Here is a 17,236-nt window from a genome sequence, read left to right as displayed (position 1 = left end):
ATCTCCTCAATTGTTGAAAATCGGGTCGGTAAGTGCCAATTGCATAGACTAAGGCACGATTAGGCCACAAATGGTTGTTGAACCCGTCCGATGTCAATAACACAGCCCAAAAAGAAAATCACCTCTTGATCGCGCATTCGGCGCGCAGACGGGCTTTTCGTTCAAACCGGCGGAGATCAGAATGCATCAGGACATTGGCGTAAGCTATACGGAAATCGATCACGGCGAAGGTTCGCTGAAGATCGCCATGCGGCTTCGCTCCGGCAGCAGCGACCGGCCGGCACTGGTCTGGTTTGCCGGTTACGGGTCCGACATGCTTGGCACCAAGGCGGAGGCCCTCGACGCCTATGCAGAAGAAGAAGGGCTCGCCATGATCCGGTTCGACTATACTGGTCACGGCGAAAGCGAGGGCGCGTTTGCCGACGGGACGATTTCGCGCTGGCTCGCCGACAGCCTCGCTGCGATTGCCAAGGCGGGGCCAGAGCGCATCATCATCATCGGCTCATCGATGGGCGGCTGGCTTGCGCTTCGGGCGGTGCAGGAACTGAAGAACAAGGCCGATGCGCCGAAGGTCGAAGGCCTGCTGCTGCTTGCTCCTGCTCCCGACTTCACCAGCGAGTTGATCGAGCCGGACCTGAAGGAGGCCGAGTGCAAGGCCCTTGCCGAGCAGGGTTATTTCGAGGAAGCCTCGATCTACGGACCGGAACCGACCATCTATACTGCGGCGCTGCTCGATGACGGACGGCGCAACCGCGTCCTCAACGGCATTATTGAAACCGGGTGCCCGGTCCACATTATCCAGGGCAAACAGGACCCGGACGTACCGTACAGCCACGCCCTGAAACTGATGACACACCTGCCGGCAGACGATGTTGTGCTGACACTGGTGCAGGACGGCGACCACCGGCTGTCGCGACCGGAAGATATCGAGCGCATGGTCAGGGCCGTCGGCAACCTCGTGGGCGGCGCCGCCACCGGTTAACCATTCCTTAAGATCCTGCCCCCGGGGCACGCTTGTCTGATTGACTCCGTCCGCCAATTCTCCTTAACTCTTTGTTAAGAATTCACCAGGTGGATGGGTAAAGCGTGCCGCGTTTCAATCAATTGGCTTATTTGGTCTTCTGCGCCATGGCGAGCGTTTCCGGAGCAGGCCTTTTCGGAGCAACGGCGGCGGCTGCCGGCATGCCCGCCATGCCGATCGGCGGCGTAACATCACAGCCCATCGGCCATTTCGAATTCTGCCAGGAGCATCGCCGCGATTGCACCGCCCATTCCGGCAATACCGATCCGGCCCGGCTGACTTCGTTCGGCTGGCAGGCTGTTCAGCGTGTCAATCTTGCCGTCAATGCCGAAATCGAGCCGGTGACCGATCATGATCTTTACGGGCGCGAGGAAGTCTGGGCTTATCCGGACAGCGGCGCGGGCGACTGCGAGGATTTCGTTCTGGAAAAGCGGCGGCGCCTGATGGATGCCGGCTTCCCCGCTGCCAATCTTCTGATTACCGTAGTGCGCAAACCAAATGGCGAGGGCCATGCGGTGCTGACCCTGCGCAGCACGAAAGGCGATTTCATTCTCGACAATCTGAGCGACGAAATCATGCTCTGGTCGGACACCCCATACACTTTTCTGAAACGTCAGGCTTCGTTCGACAGTGGCCGCTGGGCCAAGGTCGAAACCGGCACAGATCTGCCGGTGGCCTCGCTTCGCTAGGTTTTGTGGCGGTCATAATCCGGGAAGGCAGTGGCAGAGCATGACACAAGTGTTCTCATGAAGATTTCACCCAAGGCCTCCATTGTCGTCCTCACAGGCGCAGGTATTTCCGCCGAATCCGGGCTTGCCACCTTCCGGGATAGTGGCGGGCTCTGGGCCGATCACGATATCCGCGATGTGGCAACACCCGAAGGCTTTCACCGCAATCCCGATCTGGTCTTTGATTTCTACAACGCGCGTCGCCGCGAGGCCGCCAAGGCGAGCCCGAACGCAGCCCATAATGCACTTGCAGCGCTTGAAAATGCCTGGCAGGGCGATTTCCTGCTGATAACCCAGAATGTCGACAGCCTGCATGAAAAGGCCGGCTCGAAGAAAGTGCTGCACATGCATGGCAAGCTCAATTCGGTGCTCTGCAATGAATGCGGCAGCCATCAGGATTGGCAGGGCGACCTTGATAACGGCATGGTGTGCTCAAGCTGCGCACGTGCATCGCTCAGACCCGACATCGTCTGGTTCGGTGAAATGCCCTACGACATGGAACGGGTCGAAGACGCACTCGACCGGGCCGAATTGTTCGTGGCCATCGGCACCTCTGGTACCGTTTATCCGGCTGCCGGTTTCGTAACGGAGGCGGCCGGCAAGGGCGCGCGCACGGTCGAACTAAATCTGGAAGCAACCGGGAACCCGCTGTTTGACGATTGCCGCGAGGGCGCTGCCGCAACCACGGTCCCGGCCTTCGTTGAAGCGCTGATGTCAGAACGATAGTGCCATTTCGGTTTCACCGTTTACCGATTGCCGGTTTGGCCCCGACGATTATCTCATGAAAAACATCTGATCCCTCCGTCAGGCCAAATGTTTGCGAAAAACCGACCCGAGATGCCACGGGCTTGACCGAGGTCATTTGACCTTTCGACGATAACAGTTTAGAAAAATTCTAAACTGTTATCGGGACCACAATCATGGCATTCAATCTGTTCTCAAGGCCACGCCGCAGCTTCTCCTCGCTTTCGGAGCAGGAAATTCTGGCGCTTGCGATCTCTTCGGAAGAAGACGATGCGCGCATCTACAAATCCTACGCCGAACATCTGCGTGGCGACTACCCGGATACGGCCCGGATTTTCGATGAGATGGCGCTTGTGGAGGACAGCCACCGACGCATGCTGATCGATATGCACAAGCGCCGCTTCGGCGAAGTCATACCGCTTGTCCGGCGCGAGCATGTGCGCGGTTTCTACGATCACCGCCCGGACTGGCTGGTCAAAAACCTGCCACTTGAAAAGATCCGCTCACAGACGGTGACCATGGAGGACGAGGCGCGCCGCTTTTACCGCGCTGCGATGAAACAGGTGGGCGATGCCGACACCCGCAAGCTGCTCGGCGACCTCGCCATGGCCGAGGAAGCCCATGAGGAAACCGCCATCGCCCTTGGCGAAAAGCATGCACCGGAAGATGTGCGCGAAGAAGAAGGGCTGAAAGAGCGCCGTCAGTTTGTGCTGACCTGGGTACAGCCCGGCGTTGCCGGGTTGATGGACGGTTCGGTTTCAACGCTGGCGCCTGTCTTCGCCGCAGCCTTTGCCACGCAGGACACCAAGCAGACCTTCCTGATCGGACTGTCTGCTGCCGTCGGCGCCGGCATTTCGATGGGCTTCACCGAAGCAGCCCATGACGATGGAAAGCTCTCCGGGCGCGGTTCACCGATCAAGCGCGGCATCGCCTCGGGCACAATGACCATGCTCGGCGGCCTCGGCCATGCCCTGCCCTATTTGATACCCGCATTCTGGACGGCGACAATTGTTGCCATCATCGTGGTCTTCTTCGAACTCTGGGCGATCGCCTTCATCCAGAACAAGTATATGGAAACGCCGTTCATGCGCGCTGCCTTCCAGGTCGTTCTCGGCGGTGGCCTCGTGCTGGCCGCCGGCATGCTGATCGGTAGCGGCTGATCAGCCGTAGCTGCGCGTCGGCCTATCCATCACCTGCCGGCCGAACAGGCTCGCCGTCAGTTCGGTCATCAGGATCGCGGCCTTGCCACGCTCGTCAAGGAACGGATTGAGTTCCACTAGGTCGAGACTGGTGACAAGCCGGCTGTCATGCAACATCTCCATCACCAGATGGGCTTCGCGGAACGTTGCCCCGCCCGGAACCGTGGTGCCGACGCCGGGCGCGACCGACGGATCGAGGAAATCGACATCGAAGCTGACATGCAGCAGGCCGTTTTCAGCTTCGACACGTGCGAGGAAGGACGACAGTAGTACGCCGATACCGCTCTCATCGATGGCCCGCATATCATGAACCGTGACGCCGGATGGTCGCAGCGCCGCGCGCTCGGGCGGATCGACGCTGCGAATGCCAAGCATGCAGACATTGGCCGGATCGACCGGTGCCTCGAGCTTGGGATAAATGCCCTCAAACCCCGGCCTTCCGGTAAAATAGGCGGCAGGCGTACCATGGAGATTGCCGCTTTCGGTACTTTCCAGCGTGTGAAAATCGGCATGTGCGTCAAGCCAGAGCACAAACAGCGGGCGCCCCTTTTCCTTTGCCCTGCGAGAAGCGCCAGCAACGCTTGCCGCTGCCATCACATGATCGCCACCCATGAAAATCGGAACACCGTTTTCGCAGATTTCGAATGCCTTCTCACAGAGAGCATCGAGCCAGGATACGGTTTCCGTCAGGGCCTTGAGATTGGCATTGGGGTGCGAAACCGCCCGTAGCGGCGCCGGCGCAAGGTCGCCGAGGTCGACAACATCATGACCAAGGCCGGCAAGTGCTTCGCCAAGGCCCGCGGCCCTGAGGCCGTTTGGCCCCATATTGCAGCCTTTCCGGCCCGAGCCGGACTGGACGGGAACGCCGAGCAATGTGCAATGCATGAGAAAACTCCGTCTTGGATTATGCCTTCGGCCCATGCAAGCATGAAAGACGGACAATGGGAACCGCGGCCAATGACCCACCCTTCGGTTTGGACGAATGAGACGTTTGACTTGCTGATTTTTATGCTATGCCTTTCTTAAGCTTGAAGAGGTGGAGGAGGACACCGGCAAATGCCAATACCAGTCACAAGGTCTGCATTTCGGTTCGCCTTCGCGCCGACAATCCTGTTTGCGCCCTGAGGAATTGCATGAGACGAGCGTAATGGACGAGATTTGAAAGTGCGCGGCCGGGGCACCCGCTTCCGCTCCGCTCTGTCATTGACCGGATTTCATCCTGCCTGCCCATGCTGGCAGTTGTCCTCAGCACGCTCTTTTCCGCCGCAATGCCTGCGAAAGCGGCCGAGCTTGAACTCAGCGCCGAAGAGCGCAGCTGGATTGCCGAGCACGGTTCGGTGAGTGTCGGCGTGGTGGCCGACAACGACCCCTATTCGTTTTATCGCAACGGCAACATCATGGGCTGGACGGTGGATGTCATCGGCTTGATCGGCACCATGACCGGGATTGATTTCAAGCTGCGCATGGGCGCGTGGTCGGAGGTATATGACCAGTTTCGCGAAGGCGGGCTTGACGTCATCGCCGACATTTCCGAGACCGAGGAACGCAGCAATTTCATCACCTTCACAGATCCATATCATCTGCGCCGCACCGTGCTTTACGAGAATTTCGACCACCCCTTCGACAAACCACTCACCCTTGAGGGTCTGAAGCAGAAGCGCATCGGCATCATCCGTGACATCTATTACGCCGATGCCCTGCGAGAGAGCGGTGTGGCGCCTGTGGACTACGCCACCTATCGCGACCTGATGGCCGCCGTTGCCTTTGGCTGGGTTGATGGCGTTCTCGCCGCCGAGATAACCGGCCATTACTTTGTACGCGAAAGCGGCTTTACCAATGTCGCCAATGCCGGAACACTACCGCTGACGGCGATCTCGCTCGAGGATTTTCGCTTCGGCGTGCTGAGCCGGGACGGAAATGCGGACGCAAAGATGCTGTCCGGTATCCTGTCGAAGGCGGTGGTTGCGCTGCCATCAGATGCGCTCGACGCCATCACCACCCGCTGGCTGAGCTATCGCAGCGAACGCTCAATGAGCACGGGCCCCTTGCGGCTGCTGCCTGAGGAGCAGGACTTCATCAAGGTCGCGCCGACGCTGAAAATCGGGTTCTCGGTCGATTACGAACCGTTCAGCTATCTCGACAACGGACATGGCAAGGGGTTTGCCGAAGACATCACACAATATATCGCGTCGTCCACCGGACTTGCTTTCGAACGGGTCTATGACAACTGGTCGGGACTGCTCCAGCGCTTTCGCGATGGCGAAATCGATGTGATCACCAATATCTCCCACACCGATGAGAGGGCCGAATACACACTATTTTCCGACCTCTATAACCGTATTCCAAATGCCGTCTTTCTACGCTCCGGCGCAGGCCCCTACCACGGCCTTGAAAGCCTTGAGGGCAAAACCATCGGCATCAGCCGCGACATCTATTATACAGATGCCCTCCAGCAACGCTTCGATGAGGTCCGTGGCTTCGACAGTCGCGAAGCGCTGATGCAAGCGCTCTCCGACGGCTCTATCGATGTGGCGATCACCTCATTGAGCAATGGAAATTCCATCATCCGCCAGTTGGGGCTGATCAACATCCAGATCGGCGGCGAGTTTCTGATGGAGGGCGTTGAACGCGAGGATCTGCGTTTCGGGGTTTCGCCACGCTACCCTTACCTGAAAAGCATTATCGACCACGCGCTGGAATCCATCCCCATGTCGCGCTGGGAAGAAATGGAACGCCGCTGGCTCGGCCCGCCGATCGCCGGAATGGAGATCAGCCACGATCTGCTGGACCGCGATGAACGGCAATATCTCTCCGAGAAAAGCACGATCCGCGTCTGCGTCGAACCCCGCTACCCGCCCTATAGCACGATCGACGGCAACGGCGCCTTTAACGGCGCCATTGCCGAAATCCTCGGATTGATGGGGGAACGCGGCCGGTTCGACCGCCAGATCGAACATGTGTCGCTGCCGAATGCCAACAGTGAAAACGCGCTGTCGGCCGATTGCGACGTTCTGCCCTTCGTTGCGCGCGAAAACATGCGCGATACCACCTTCGATCTTGCCCCGCCCTATCTCGATATCGCGCTTGCCGTGGCGTCACCGCTGCAGGCGCCCTTCGTCAACAGCCTGCGCGACCTTGGTGGCCAGCGGGTCGGTATTGTTCCCTCGCATGTTCCCACAGACTTGCTCAAAAGCCGCTATCCGGATGTCACACTTGTCGATATCGACAGCGAGCATCAGGGTCTCGAGGCAGTGGAAGCCGGTGATCTCGACGCTGTTGTCGGGCCGCTCGACAGTCTTGCCTATCTGATTGCCGGCATGGGCAGCAATGATGTGAAGATCTCCGGACGCATCGCCGAGGGCCTTCAGGTGGTGGTCGCCACCGCACCCGACGAGCCGCATCTGGGAAGCATCTTCGGCAAGCTGGTCGTCAACCTCGACCCCGGGGCCGTCGACCTGATCCTCAGCCGGCAAAAACTGGCGCCCTTCAAGCGAGCGATCGACTACCGGCTCCTGTTCGCAATTGCCGCAGTCGGCGTCGTTGTGCTGGCCCTGTTTCTTTACTGGGTTCGCAAGCTGCGTACGCTCAACCGGGCGCTGAACAGGGCCAACAGCAAGCTCCACGAAGTCAGCATCACCGACGGAATGACGGGGCTCTACAATCGCAGCTATTTCCTCGAGCGCGGTGAGGCGGAGTTTGAGCTATCGCGGAACCGGAGCCTGCGCTTCACCGTGGCCATGATCGATGTCGACCACTTCAAACCGGTCAACGACCGGATGGGTCATGTGTTCGGCGACGCCTGCCTCAGACATCTGGCAGACATCCTGAACGCCCACTTCCAGCGCACCGGCGACCTCGTGGCGCGCTACGGTGGCGAGGAGTTCGTGGCCTATACGCTTTCCGGAGAGAAAGACCAGGTCAGGGCTTTCCTTGAACGGTTGCGTGAGAATGTGGCGGAAAGCCCGGCACTGGTGGACGGAGAGACCTTCAGCCTGACGGTGAGTATCGGTTTCCACTCGGACGTTCCCGGCCGTGCGGACACGCTCGAACAGTTCATCGACAAGGCGGATTCGCACCTTTACGACGCAAAGCGAAACGGTCGCAACCGGGTGAATGGCGACCTTTGAGCAACCGGCTGCAAGTGCGGCCAACACGCGTACGCTCTGCACGCCAGAGACCAAAAATTCGCAAGAATATGGTTTACGTACATCATGATCGCGGCTAACTTGGTTACCAACGGGTAGGCTCTTGTTGAGGCCGCTAAACGGCCGCACTGGGACAGCCGTCGGGCATGGTGGAGCATGCCCTGGAGGCAGAACGACGCCGGATCAAGCGTATTTCCGGCGGAGCGGAGGAAACTATGCTCGGTGACAACGAACGCGGCGGGAACGATATTATTCTCGAAACCGCGGGACTGACAAAATCCTTTGGGCCGATCGAGGTTCTGCACGGGATCAATCTTGCGGTCCGTGCCGGCGAGATCCATGCCGTCATCGGCGAAAACGGCGCCGGAAAATCGACGCTGATGAGGCTTCTGGCCGGAAACCTGAAACCTTCGGGCGGCGATCTCAGGATCGACGGCGAAGCCGTTTCATTCGCCAATCCGGCCGAGGCCGAGGCCAAGGGCATCGTTCTGGTGCATCAGGAAATCCTGCTGGCCCCTGATCTCACGGTTGCGCAAAATATTTTCCTCGGTCGCGAATTGCGGCGCGGCCTTGCCGTCAATGACCGGGTGATGAATGCCGAGGCCCACAAGGCTGTGCTTGAACTCGGCGCCGATATCGATCCAGAAACCACTGTTGCCCGGCTTTCGATCGCCAAGCGCCAGCTTGTGCAGATTGCCCGTGTCCTGCTGACGCCGCACAGGGTGGTGATTTTCGATGAGCCAACCGCCTCGCTGACACCGGTGGAGACCGATGCGCTTTTGAAGGTGATGCGCGCGATCCGCGACAGGGGTGTGGCGGTGTTGTTCATCTCCCACCGGCTCAACGAAGTAAAGGAAATCGCCGACACAGTGACGGTGCTGCGCGACGGCCACAAGGTTGCCTCACACGCGGCCGCCGAACTGGAGCCTTCGGACATGGCCCGCCTGATGGTCGGCCGCGATGTCTCAAAACTTTATCCCGACCGCAAGCATGACGACACCGGCGAGGCCGTGCTCGAGATCAGTGATTTCACGGTGCCAGGCTATGCAACGAATGCGTCCTTCAAGCTGAGGAAGGGGAAATCCTCGGTTTTGCGGGCCTTGTGGGCGCCGGGCGCACCGAGCTTATGGAGGGCATTCTGGGCCTCAGGCCTGGGCGCGGCACCGTGCGGCTCAAGGGCGCGCCAGTGCATTTCAAGGCGCCGATTGCGGCCTTGCGCGCCGGGATCGTTTATCTGAGCGAGGACCGCAAGGGCAAGGGCCTGCTGCTCTCCAAGGACCTGAGAACCAATTTGACACTTGCCGCCCTCGACCGTTTCACCCGAGCACTGACGGTTGACCGAAAGGCTGAGGACAGAGCGCTTGACGACGCCATCCGTGACTTTGACATCCGTACCGGCTCGAAGGAACTGGACGCAGGCGAGCTTTCCGGCGGCAACCAGCAGAAGCTGCTTCTGGCAAAGATGATGCTGCTTGATCCCGAGATCGTCATCATCGACGAACCGACGCGCGGTATCGATATCGGCAACAAGGAACAGATCTACAAATTCATCGCCGAGCTTGCCCGGACCGGCCATTCGATCATCGTGATCTCCTCGGAAATGCCCGAGCTGATCGGCCTTTGTGACCGGATCGTGGTGATGCGTTCCGGCGAGATTGCCGGCGAGGTGACGGCCGAAAGCATGAACGAGAACGAAATCGTGGTTCTGGCAACCGGGGTTACCGGCAACACGCAGCAGATGGCAGACGCAACATGAGTGAGAGTGCTAACGAACAGGCCGGTTCCGGCTTTCTGAAGTCGATCGATCTGCGGGTGATGGCGCCGTTTCTGGCGCTGGCGCTGCTTCTGGTGCTCGGCACCTTTTCCAACCCCAACTTCCTGACTGTCAACAATCTGATGAATGTAGCGACGCGCTCGGCCTTCATCGCGATCATCGCCGTCGGTGCCACCTTCGTGATCTCGGCGGGCGGGCTCGATCTTTCGGTCGGCGCCATGGTCGCCTTCGTTGCCAGCCTGATGATCATGTTCATCAATTCAGCCGCGATTGCCAATCCCTATTTGCTGGTGGCGGCGGCGATGGTGCTGGCGATCCTGATCGGCATGGCCTGCGGGCTGTTGAACGGCGTTATCACCACGGTCGGGCGGATCGAGCCGTTCATTGTCACGCTCGGCACGATGGGAATCTATCGCGGGCTGACAACCTGGCTGTCACAGGGCGGTGCCATCACCGTGCGTGATTTCGAGGTGCAACAGGCCTACCGGCCAGCCTATTTCGGCACCGTCCTCGGCATACCCGTACCGGTCATCGCCATCATCGTGACCGCGCTGATCGGCGCCTTTGTGCTTTATCGCACGCGCTATGGCCGGCATGTGATCGCGGTTGGATCGAATGAGGAAGTGGCGCGCTATTCCGGCATTTCGGTGCGCAATGTGCGTATCGTCACCTATGTGATCCAGGGGCTCTGTGTGGCGGGGGCAGTGCTGTTTTACGTGCCGCGCCTCGGCTCCACTTCGGCGACCACCGGCATGCTGTGGGAACTGCAGGCGATCACCGCCGTGGTTGTCGGCGGCACGGCGCTCAGAGGCGGTGTCGGACGTATCTGGGGCACGGTCTGCGGTGCCTTCATTCTGGAGATCGTCGGCAATATCATGCTGCTGTCGAACTTCATCAGTGAATATCTGATCGCCGCCATTCAAGGTGCGATCATCATCATTGCCATGCTGGTGCAGCGTTCACTGCTGCGCAAGCAATAGTTAAAGGCGGGTTTCCCGGACCGCCCGCGGCCTGTTGGAGTGCAGGTCGGAACGGTCCGTCATTGTGGGAGGAATGAGTATGAAAAATCTGGTTATGGGCGCAACACTGCTGGCAGCGACCTCGCTTGCCGGCATCACCCAGGCTCAGGCGTTGACGGTCGGCGTCTCTATTCCGGCGGCCGACCACGGCTGGACGGCAGGCATCGTCTACCACGCAGAGCGCGTGGCCGAAAAGCTGATGGAGGAATATGACGACCTTAACGTCATCGTCAAAACCTCACCCGATCCGGCAAGTCAGGCCAACGCCGTGCAGGATCTGGCGGTGCAGGGCATCGATGCGCTCGTGATCCTGCCAACCGACCCTGACCCGCTGGTCAACGCGATCATGCAGGTGAAGATGGAGGGCACCTTCGTTACCCTCGTCGACCGTGCGCCCTCCAACAACGACAATTCGGTGCGTGACCTCTATGTTGCCGGCAACAACCCGGCGCTCGGTTCCGTCGCCGGTGACTACATCGCCGAAACCACACCGGATGCCAAGGTGGTCGTCATCCGCGGCCTGCCGATACCGATTGACCAGCAGCGCCAGGACGGGTTTGATTCAGCACTGGAGGGCACCAATGTCGAGGTACTGGAAAAACAGTTCGGCAACTGGAACCGCGACGACGCCTTCCGGGTAACCCAGGACTTTCTGACCAAATATCCGCAAATCGACGTGATCTGGGCGCAGGATGATGACATGGTCGTCGGCGTACTGCAGGCCATCCAGCAGGCCGGTCGCAAGGATATTCAGTATGTCATCGGCGGTGCGGGATCGAAGGACATGATCAAGAAGGTCATGGATGGCGATCCGATGATCCCGGTCGACGTACTCTATCCGCCGGCGATGATCGGCACGGCGATGGAACTGACTGTTGCCGGCATGCTGGACCAGGTGCCGGTCGCGGGTAGTTATATTCTCGACGCCACACTCGTGACGCCTGAGAATGCCGAGAACTACTACTTCCCGGATTCGCCTTACTAAGCACCGGGGAAAGACCGGCGGCCATCAGCGCCGTTGGCAGAATTCGGCAACCCCGGATGAGCGGCTTTTGTCCGGGATTGCTTGAAAACGGGGAAGCTGTTCGCACATTTACCAGAGTGCGGATATGTTTGATCGGCGGACCGTTTCGGCCTTGTGGTTTCCGCAAGGCCGTTTCGCCGGTTTCAGGTCATTTCGTTCAGCCGCTTCGGGCGGGTCCCTCCGCCAGCCCGATAACGTGGCACAATCAGATATCCAGTCTTTCCGGGAGAAAGCACCATGAAAACGATTAAGGGGCCGGGTCTTTTCCTCGGCCAGTTCGCAGGCGACGAAGCACCGTTCAACAGTTGGGACGCGATTACCAAATGGGCGGCCGATTGCGGCTACAAGGGCGTGCAGGTGCCGACATGGGCCGGTCAACTCATTGACCTGAAAAAGGCCGCGGAATCCAAGGACTATTGCGATGATTTCAAGGGCCAGGCGCGTGAGAACGGCGTCGAGGTCACCGAGCTTTCGACCCATCTTCAGGGCCAGCTTGTGGCCGTCCATCCGGCCTATGACGAGGCCTTTGACGGTTTCGCAGCGCCTGAAGTGCGCGGCAATCCGAAGGCGCGCCAGGAATGGGCCGTCAACCAGGTGATGATGGCGATCTCCGCCTCGAACAATATGGGCATCAACGCACACGCGACCTTTTCCGGCGCACTGGCCTGGCCGTTTCTCTATCCCTGGCCACAGCGCCCGGCAGGCCTGGTCGAAACGGCCTTCGACGAGCTTGCCCGCCGCTGGAAGCCGATCCTCGACCATGCTGACGAAAACGGCGTCGATGTCTGCTACGAAATTCATCCCGGCGAAGACCTGCATGACGGCGTGACCTTCGAGATGTTCCTCGACCGGCTCGACCAGCATCCGCGCGCAAACATGCTCTACGATCCCTCGCATTATGTGCTGCAGTGCCTCGACTATCTCGACAATATCGACATCTACAAGGACCGCATCCGGATGTTCCACGTCAAGGATGCCGAGTTTAATCCGACCGGGCGGCAGGGCGTTTATTCCGGCTATCAGAGCTGGGTCGACCGCGCTGGCCGGTTCCGCTCGCTCGGTGACGGACAAGTGGATTTCAAGGCGATCTTTTCCAAGATGGCAGCCATCGATTTTGACGGCTGGGCCGTGGTGGAATGGGAATGCTGCCTGAAACACCCTGAAGACGGCGCCCGCGAAGGCGCGCAATTCGTCAAGGATCACATCATCCGCGTCACGGAGCGCGCCTTTGATGACTTTGCCGGCGGCGGCACGGACGACGCGGCAAACCGGCGCATGCTGGGGCTTTAAGCCATTTCAGCTTGACCCGCAGACAATACATTCAGGAGAGATTGCAATGGCAATTGAAGGCAAAGACGAAATCTATTCGGGCCGGATCCGGCTCGGCATGGTCGGCGGCGGTTCCGGCGCCTTTATCGGCGGTGTGCACCGTATGGTGTCCCGCCTCGACGATCATTACACACTCGTCGCCGGTGCCCTGTCGTCAACGCCGGAAAAGGCGCTCGCCTCCGGCAAGGAGCTGGGCCTTGACCCGGAGCGCACCTATGGCTCTTACGAGGAAATGGCCGAGAAGGAAGCTGCACGAGAAGACGGGATCGAGGCGGTCGCCATCGTCACACCCAACCACATGCATTTCGGCCCGGCCAAGGCGTTTCTGGAAAAGGGCATTCACGTCATCTGCGACAAGCCGGTGACCGCAAGTCTTGAGGAAGCCAAGGCGCTGAAGGCAATCGCCGACAAGGCCGATGCGCTGTTCATCCTGACCCATAATTACACCGGCTATCCGATGATCCGGCAGGCCCGCGCCATGATCGCCAATGGCGATCTCGGCGACATCCGCCTGATCCATGCTGAATATCCGCAGGACTGGCTCACCGAACCGGCAGAACGCGAAGGCTCCAAACAGGCCGAATGGCGCACAGACCCGAAGCGCTCCGGCGCGGGCGGCGCCATTGGCGATATCGGCACCCATGCCCTCAATCTCGCGCTGTTTACCTCCGGCGCGGAACTTGAAAGCCTTGCCGCCGATCTCGACAGTTTTGTGGACGGCCGCCAGCTTGATGACAACGCCCATATCATGCTGCGCTTCAAGCAAAAGAATGGCGTGACGCCCAAGGGCATGCTGTGGGCAAGCCAGGTGGCACCCGGCTTTGAGAACGGCCTGCAGATCAAGATCTGCGGCACCAAGGGCGGCATTCAGTGGGCACAGGAAAATCCGAACTATCTGTGGTTCACCCCCTTCGGCGAGCCGAAACGCCTGCTCTCGCGCAATGGTCCCGGCGCGCTGGAGGCTTCCACCCGGATGTCGCGCATCCCCGCCGGCCACCCGGAAGGCTATCTCGAAGGCTTCGCCAACATCTATTCCGAGGCCGCTGTCGCCATCAAGGCATTCCGCGACGGCAAGACGGCGGATGACGTCATCTACCCGACCATCGAGGACGGCGTTATCGGCCTTGCCTTCATCGAGGCCTGCGTTGCCTCTTCGAAGGCTGATGGAAAATGGGTCAGGCTCGACGTCTGATCTCTCATGACTGTCCGAGTGACCGCCCCGCCCGGACACGATCCGGGCGGGGCGTTTTTTCGCGTTCCAGTGGGAGAACTGTACCAATGTCAGGCCCGTTGCTTGATCGTCGTCAGGCGTTGAAGCAAATCCGCAACGGCGAACCGGATAGTTCTGCAACGTTTCAGTTTGGCGTCCGCTGTTATATACAACAGCGGCGAAGTCTTCTAAACCACGCTGCTGAGACCGGTGCCAACCCTGTTTCACGGGTGGCGCTTTTAAAACGATGCGGCCAGGCGGGGATCAGAGCCTCGTGTTCCGGAACGCGCAAAAGAACAGTTACACGATCCGGCAAGCTCAGCCTGCCGATACGTATCCGATAGAAAGGATCACCGACCATGATTGACCCGAAAACGCTAGCAAGCCGCTTTCCGGACGATTTCATATTCGGGGTTGCCACCGCGTCCTACCAGATCGAAGGAGCGGCACGTGAGGACGGGCGCAAGCCGTCAATCTGGGATGCGTTCAGCCACATGCCCGGCCGCGTCCATAACCGTGACAGCGGCGATGTCGCCTGCGACCACTATCACCGGCTCGACGATGATCTCGATCTGATGGAAGACCTCGGCGTCGAGACATACCGGTTCTCGATCGCCTGGCCGCGCATTATCCCTGATGGCCGGGGGCCGGTGAACGAGGCGGGACTTGATTTCTACGACCGCCTGATTGACGGCTGCAAGGCGCGCGGGCTGAAAACCAATGCCACGCTCTACCACTGGGACCTGCCGCTGACGCTCGCCGGCGATGGCGGCTGGACGGCGCGTTCCACGGCCTATGCCTATCAGCGCTATGTTCAGACCGTGATGAAGCGTTTCGGTGACCGTCTCGATCTGGTCTCCACCTTCAATGAACCCTGGTGCGTTGTCTGGCTCAGCCATCTCTACGGCATTCATGCGCCGGGCGAAAAATCCATGGACGCCGCCCTTGCAGCCCTTCACACCGTCAATCTCGCGCATGGGCTTGGCCTCGAGGCGATCCGGCAGGAAGCGCCCGACGTCAAGGCCGGGATCGTGCTCAATCTGCACGCGGTCTACCCGGTCAACGAGACGGATGCGGACCGTGAGGCGGCCGAGCGCAGCTTCCAGTTCAACAATGGCGTGTTCCTTGACCCGCTATTCAAGGGCGCCTATCCGGACGGTTTCATGGCCGCACTCGGCGACCGGATGCCGGCAATCGAGGACGGCGATCTCGACCTGATCAGCGGCAAGCTCGACTGGTGGGGTCTGAATTATTACAAGCCAGACCGCGTTGCCGACAACAGCGGCAGCGATGCCGAGTTCCCGGCGATCACCGTCGGCGCTCCGGTCCACAATGTGATTACCGACATTGGCTGGGAAACCTACGCACCGGCGATGAAGATGCTGACGGAGCAGGTCTATCAGCGTTACGACCTGCCCGTCATGTACATCACCGAAAACGGCGCCTGCTACAACATGGCACCCGTCAACGGCATTGTCGACGACACCCCGCGTACCGAATATCTCTCAAGCCACATCGCGATCGCCGCCGATCTCGTGGAAGCCGGTATTCCGCTGAAGGGCTATTACGCCTGGAGCCTGATGGACAATTTCGAGTGGGCGGAAGGCTATCAAATGCGTTTCGGCCTCATCTACGTCAACTACGAGACGCAGGAGCGCACGTTGAAGAACTCCGGCAAGTGGTACAAGGCTCTGGCCGAGGAATTCCTCGAAAAGGGCAAGAACGACTGAGCGCTCTATCGCCGACAAGCGATAAAACATTGCATCAAGCCCGCGGTTCTCGTCCGCGGGCTTTTTGTTTTCGAAGATCAGGCCGCCTTGGGAATGCGGGCGACAACCTTGATCTCGAAATCGAAACCGGCAAGCCATGTCACACCGAGCGCCGTCCAGGTCGGAAAAGGCGGCTCGGGGAAAAACTCATTCTTGACGGCTAGCACCGTTTCCAGCTGGTTTTCCGGATCGGTGTGAAAGGTCATGACATCAATAATATCGTCGAAATCGCAACCGGCCGCCTTCAGCGTGTTGGCGAGATTATCGAATGCCCGGCGTAGCTGGGCTTCAAAATCCGGTTCAGGCGTTCCGTCCTGACGGCTGCCGACCTGACCGGAAACGAACAGCATGTCGCCGGAGCGCACGGCCGGAGAATAGCCGTGAGCGTCGTAAAGCGCGTGGCGGTCTTTGTCGGCGGGATAGATAACGTCTCGTTTTGCCATGGTGAGGCTCCTTTTCCGATGGACACAGAACGGGAGCGGATGAGCCGTTTGGTCTTTTGCTCGCCGCCCGAATTCTGATATACGTTCTGTATGTCAAATATTCGCATACATTTCGTATGTCAATTAATATACGATGCGTATGCCAAAAAGAGGATATCCCCATGGCCGGAATCCGCGCCGAAAAGATGGAGGCTAACCGCGCACGGCTGGTCGCCGCCGCCCGCAGGGCCTTTGCCGAAAAGGGCTATGCCGCTGCCTCGATGGACGATCTGACGGCTGAGGCCGGACTGACGCGCGGCGCGCTCTATCATAATTTCGGTGACAAGCGCGGCCTGCTCGCCGCCGTAGTCCACCAGATCGATACCGAAATGGCGACGGAAGCGCGAAAACAGGCAGCAAAGGCCGAAAACCAGTGGGATGCGATGCTGGTCGAGGGCATTGCCTATATCGAAATGTCGCTTAAGCCTGAGGTGCAGCGCATCGTGCTACTCGACGGCCCGGCATTTCTCGGCGACCCATCGCAGTGGCCGAGCCAGAATGCCTGTCTTGAAGAAACAAAGAGCGCCGTCGAGAGACTGATTGCCGAAGGCATCGTCAAGCCCGTCAACCCGGAAGCAGCCGCCCGGCTTCTCGCAGGCGCCGCGCTGAATGCCGCCTTGTGGATCGCAGCGCATCAAACGCCTGAGTGGGCACTTCCGAAAGCCATTGAGGCATTTTCAGCACTTGCGACGGGATTGCTCGCGGAACAGCCCCCGCAGCGCTGACACCGCCGCGGCAAAAAAAGCCCGCAGACCGACCGAAGCGGGAATGCGGGCTAAAATGCGTGCGGCG

Annotated in this window: 13 protein-coding genes and 1 pseudogene; 12 read left to right on the top strand and 2 right to left on the bottom strand. The window is 59.6% G+C overall.

All coding sequences use genetic code 11. The annotated features are described in order from the left end of the window. Positions 1–181 precede the first annotated feature (181 nt). From AC0L7L_RS18430 to mbfA, 4 genes are all read left to right on the top strand, one after another. The gene (locus AC0L7L_RS18430; RefSeq protein WP_473510568.1) at positions 182–982 is read left to right on the top strand and encodes an alpha/beta hydrolase; all 801 of its coding nucleotides are present in this window, start codon (positions 182–184) and stop codon (positions 980–982) included. Positions 983–1,128: 146 nt separating this feature from the next. Beyond that, complete coding sequence (locus AC0L7L_RS18425; RefSeq protein WP_473514008.1) at positions 1,129–1,710, top strand: transglutaminase-like cysteine peptidase; 582 nt, start codon at positions 1,129–1,131, stop codon at positions 1,708–1,710. Between the two features lie 57 nt (positions 1,711–1,767). Next, complete coding sequence (locus tag AC0L7L_RS18420; RefSeq protein ID WP_272213531.1) at positions 1,768–2,475, top strand: NAD-dependent deacylase; 708 nt, start codon at positions 1,768–1,770, stop codon at positions 2,473–2,475. 194 nt (positions 2,476–2,669) lie between these two features. Next, a complete protein-coding gene (mbfA, locus tag AC0L7L_RS18415) occupies positions 2,670–3,653 on the top strand; it encodes an iron exporter MbfA (protein ID WP_272213530.1) in 984 nt (327 codons plus the stop codon). Here mbfA and rocF read toward each other — a convergent pair whose 3' ends face one another. Then, a complete protein-coding gene (gene rocF, locus AC0L7L_RS18410) occupies positions 3,654–4,577 on the bottom strand; it encodes an arginase (protein WP_272213529.1) in 924 nt (307 codons plus the stop codon). Positions 4,578–4,921: 344 nt separating this feature from the next. Here rocF and AC0L7L_RS18405 point away from each other — a divergent pair, with 344 nt between their 5' ends. From AC0L7L_RS18405 to AC0L7L_RS18375, 7 genes and pseudogenes are all read left to right on the top strand, one after another. After that, entirely contained in the window at positions 4,922–7,819 is a 2,898-nt protein-coding gene (locus AC0L7L_RS18405) for a transporter substrate-binding domain-containing protein (protein WP_473510565.1), read from the top strand. A gap of 233 nt (positions 7,820–8,052) precedes the next feature. Next, a pseudogene (locus AC0L7L_RS18400) lies at positions 8,053–9,593 on the top strand (sugar ABC transporter ATP-binding protein). Then, positions 9,590–10,591, top strand: coding sequence for an ABC transporter permease (locus AC0L7L_RS18395; RefSeq protein WP_473510563.1), 1,002 nt, complete (start codon positions 9,590–9,592; stop codon positions 10,589–10,591). Before AC0L7L_RS18400 ends, AC0L7L_RS18395 begins: the two are co-directional and overlap by 4 nt. Before the next feature lie 94 nt (positions 10,592–10,685). Next, positions 10,686–11,615, top strand: coding sequence for a substrate-binding domain-containing protein (locus AC0L7L_RS18390; RefSeq protein WP_473514006.1), 930 nt, complete (start codon positions 10,686–10,688; stop codon positions 11,613–11,615). A gap of 276 nt (positions 11,616–11,891) precedes the next feature. Then, a complete protein-coding gene (locus AC0L7L_RS18385) occupies positions 11,892–12,944 on the top strand; it encodes a sugar phosphate isomerase/epimerase family protein (protein ID WP_272213522.1) in 1,053 nt (350 codons plus the stop codon). Positions 12,945–12,990: 46 nt separating this feature from the next. Then, the gene (locus tag AC0L7L_RS18380; RefSeq protein WP_473510560.1) at positions 12,991–14,175 is read left to right on the top strand and encodes a Gfo/Idh/MocA family protein; all 1,185 of its coding nucleotides are present in this window, start codon (positions 12,991–12,993) and stop codon (positions 14,173–14,175) included. 377 nt (positions 14,176–14,552) lie between these two features. Continuing rightward, positions 14,553–15,923 (top strand): GH1 family beta-glucosidase, encoded by a 1,371-nt coding sequence (locus tag AC0L7L_RS18375; protein ID WP_272213521.1) that lies wholly within the window; start codon positions 14,553–14,555, stop codon positions 15,921–15,923. 77 nt (positions 15,924–16,000) lie between these two features. Here the strand turns inward: AC0L7L_RS18375 and AC0L7L_RS18370 are convergent, their stop codons facing one another. After that, positions 16,001–16,405 (bottom strand): RidA family protein, encoded by a 405-nt coding sequence (locus tag AC0L7L_RS18370; protein WP_272213520.1) that lies wholly within the window; start codon positions 16,403–16,405, stop codon positions 16,001–16,003. 161 nt (positions 16,406–16,566) lie between these two features. On the opposite strand from AC0L7L_RS18370, the gene AC0L7L_RS18365 reads away from it, so the two are divergent. After that, a complete protein-coding gene (locus AC0L7L_RS18365) occupies positions 16,567–17,169 on the top strand; it encodes a TetR/AcrR family transcriptional regulator (protein WP_473510558.1) in 603 nt (200 codons plus the stop codon). The last annotated feature ends 67 nt before the right edge of the window (positions 17,170–17,236 follow it).

It is taken from the genome of Martelella sp. K41-7, assembly GCF_055808365.1.
The sequence above is the reverse complement of the archived record's forward strand: the minus strand, read 5'-3'. Positions and strand labels throughout refer to the sequence as shown.

Coding starts and splice junctions, on each gene's coding strand:
- AC0L7L_RS18430 (WP_473510568.1), top strand. CDS start 182: ATGCATCAGGACATTGGCGTAAGCTATACGGAAATCGATCACGGCGAA.
- AC0L7L_RS18425 (WP_473514008.1), top strand. CDS start 1,129: ATGGCGAGCGTTTCCGGAGCAGGCCTTTTCGGAGCAACGGCGGCGGCT.
- AC0L7L_RS18420 (WP_272213531.1), top strand. CDS start 1,768: ATGAAGATTTCACCCAAGGCCTCCATTGTCGTCCTCACAGGCGCAGGT.
- mbfA (WP_272213530.1), top strand. CDS start 2,670: ATGGCATTCAATCTGTTCTCAAGGCCACGCCGCAGCTTCTCCTCGCTT.
- rocF (WP_272213529.1), bottom strand. CDS start 4,577: ATGCATTGCACATTGCTCGGCGTTCCCGTCCAGTCCGGCTCGGGCCGG.
- AC0L7L_RS18405 (WP_473510565.1), top strand. CDS start 4,922: ATGCTGGCAGTTGTCCTCAGCACGCTCTTTTCCGCCGCAATGCCTGCG.
- AC0L7L_RS18395 (WP_473510563.1), top strand. CDS start 9,590: ATGAGTGAGAGTGCTAACGAACAGGCCGGTTCCGGCTTTCTGAAGTCG.
- AC0L7L_RS18390 (WP_473514006.1), top strand. CDS start 10,686: ATGGGCGCAACACTGCTGGCAGCGACCTCGCTTGCCGGCATCACCCAG.
- AC0L7L_RS18385 (WP_272213522.1), top strand. CDS start 11,892: ATGAAAACGATTAAGGGGCCGGGTCTTTTCCTCGGCCAGTTCGCAGGC.
- AC0L7L_RS18380 (WP_473510560.1), top strand. CDS start 12,991: ATGGCAATTGAAGGCAAAGACGAAATCTATTCGGGCCGGATCCGGCTC.
- AC0L7L_RS18375 (WP_272213521.1), top strand. CDS start 14,553: ATGATTGACCCGAAAACGCTAGCAAGCCGCTTTCCGGACGATTTCATA.
- AC0L7L_RS18370 (WP_272213520.1), bottom strand. CDS start 16,405: ATGGCAAAACGAGACGTTATCTATCCCGCCGACAAAGACCGCCACGCG.
- AC0L7L_RS18365 (WP_473510558.1), top strand. CDS start 16,567: ATGGCCGGAATCCGCGCCGAAAAGATGGAGGCTAACCGCGCACGGCTG.